Origin of the sequence: Bradyrhizobium retamae (assembly GCF_001440415.1) — a bacterium.
GTDB lineage: Bacteria > Pseudomonadota > Alphaproteobacteria > Rhizobiales > Xanthobacteraceae > Bradyrhizobium > Bradyrhizobium retamae.
The window spans coordinates 1-2,087 of record NZ_LLYA01000089.1 but is presented as its reverse complement, the minus strand read 5'-3'; the positions used below and the strand labels follow the sequence as shown (position 1 = coordinate 2,087).

Sequence of the window (2,087 nt, the reverse complement as noted above, 5' to 3'; positions counted from 1 at the left end):
TTACATCTTGTCAATGATCGCCTGCTCCTTGGCATGAAAGGCAGTATCAGCGAGTTCGAGCTCGGCGTGCTGCGCGCGAGAATGCTGGATGCCGCCCGGTCCAAGGCCAGCCGGGGCGAGCTGCGGTTATCGGTTCCGTTCGGCTACATTTGGCACCGTGAAGCGGGGCTTGGTCTCGATCCCGATCTACGTCTCCAGGAAGTGATCCGACTCATCTTCAGCCGCTTCCGCAAGCTCGGCAGCGCGCGCCAGGTGTTGCTCTCGATGAAAGCGGATCAGATCCACTTCCCGCGGCCCTCTAACGAAGGTCGCATGACCAGCTTCGACTGGGTGGCGATCCGCTACCGCAACGTCATCGCGGTTCTCAAGAATCCGTTTTACGCAGGGTTTACGTGTACGGGAAAAGCGAGAAACGCACCGCCATCGTCGAAGGGAGGGCACGGCGGAGCTACGGGCATGGCAAGCCGATCGGGACATGGGAGGTGATGATCAAAGATCATCACGAAGGCTATATCGGCTGGGCCGAATATGAGCGCAACCAGAAGCAACTCGCCCTCAATAATTACGGTCGTGCCGGAGGCGCAAAGTCCGGCCGGGTGGCAGGGCACTCCTGTCGGGGGATGATGACCTGCGGGCGATGCGGGCGGCGGCTGAGCGTTGCCTACACTGGCAATCCGCGGCGCCGACCGGTATATCGCTGCGACAAGCCAAACCTTATGATGGGTCTGCCCCCGGTGCATGACCTTCGGCGGCCCGCGCGTCGATGCCGCGATCGCCCGGGAGTTGTTGCAGGCGGTGGAGCCAATGGCGATCGAAGCCGCGTTCGAGGCGGAGCGGATGCACCGGGAACAACAGGAAGACCAGCAACGCATCCTGGACATGGAACTGCAGCAGGCCCGCTATGAGGCAAGCCTGGCCGAGCGTCGCTACGCCGCCTGCGATCCTGACAATCGTCTCATTGCCGCGCAGTTGGAGAAGAACTGGGAGGCCGCGCTCCGGCGTGTCCGGTATCTGGAGACACGCCAGCCCGCTGAAAGGCCATCAGACGTCAAGGTCGATCCGAGCGCCTTCACCAATCTGGCGGACAATCTATCGGCGGCGTGGAATGCGCCAGGTGTTACGATGCGTGCCCGCCAGCAACTGCTGCGGACATTGATCACCGAGATCGTCGTCGATGTCGATGATGATGCGCGCGATGTCGTGCTCACGATCCATTGGCGTGGTGGCCAGCACTCCGAGCTGTCCACAAGCCACGAACTGGTGAACATGGTTGCGCAACGACCGAAGACGCTTTGGCGGTCATGCGCAGCATGGCCGGCCGCTGGTCTGACGAACATATCGCCGCGTCGCTTAACCGAATTGGCTTGCCCACCGGTCAAGGCAAGACCTGGACGGCGCACCGCGTCGCTTCCGTTCGACGCGTGCGTGGAATCCATGCCTATCGATCCGCGGAAAAAGATGGCGAATGGCTCACCATGACCGAAGCGGCAAAGGTTTTAGGCGTCACAAACCACGCGATACGGCGCCTTATCAAAGCCGGTGTCCTTCCGGCTCTGCAGGTTGTTCCCGGCGCACCGCATCAAATCCGTGCCGACGACCTGGCATCTGAGCCGGTCAAAACGGCGGTGGCCCGGAAAGGTCGCCCGTGTCGCGTTGTCGACGCGGGCACGCTTCCAATGTTTACAGACACTTGACGAGGGAGTGCATAATGACTCGCGCATCGCTTGTGGCCGGATCGCGCGCTCGACGGTTTTGGAGTCGAGCTCGATGCGACCGTCGCTCAGGAAGCGCTCGAGAGTGGTGCGCCTGGATGTGGCATACCGGATCGCCTCAGCGAGCTTGGATTTGCCGGACAGGCGAGGCAGTTCCTTCTCCCACAGATCGAAGAGCGTTTCGACGATGGTGGCAGACTTTTCCTGGCGTGCTTTCACCCGAGTTGCGGGATCCTGGCCACGGATGTCGGCTTCGATCGCCCATAGCCCGGCTGCGAGCAATGCGGCCGCCTCGAGCCCTTCAAACCGCCGATAACCAGCCATCCGTCGGACCACGGCGCCGTTCTTCTGTTCGACAAACGCCTGGTCGTTCTT

At 61.7% G+C, this 2,087-nt stretch carries 2 pseudogenes; one reads left to right on the top strand and one right to left on the bottom strand.

Annotation, left to right across the window (positions count from 1 at the left end):
- Window positions 1-1,694, top strand: a pseudogene (locus tag CQ13_RS47070) (recombinase family protein); the annotation flags it as partial.
- On the opposite strand, the pseudogene CQ13_RS46780 reads toward CQ13_RS47070, so the two are convergent.
- Window positions 1,674-2,087, bottom strand: a pseudogene (locus tag CQ13_RS46780) (IS66 family transposase); the annotation flags it as partial. The pseudogenes CQ13_RS47070 and CQ13_RS46780 sit on opposite strands and share 21 nt — an antisense overlap.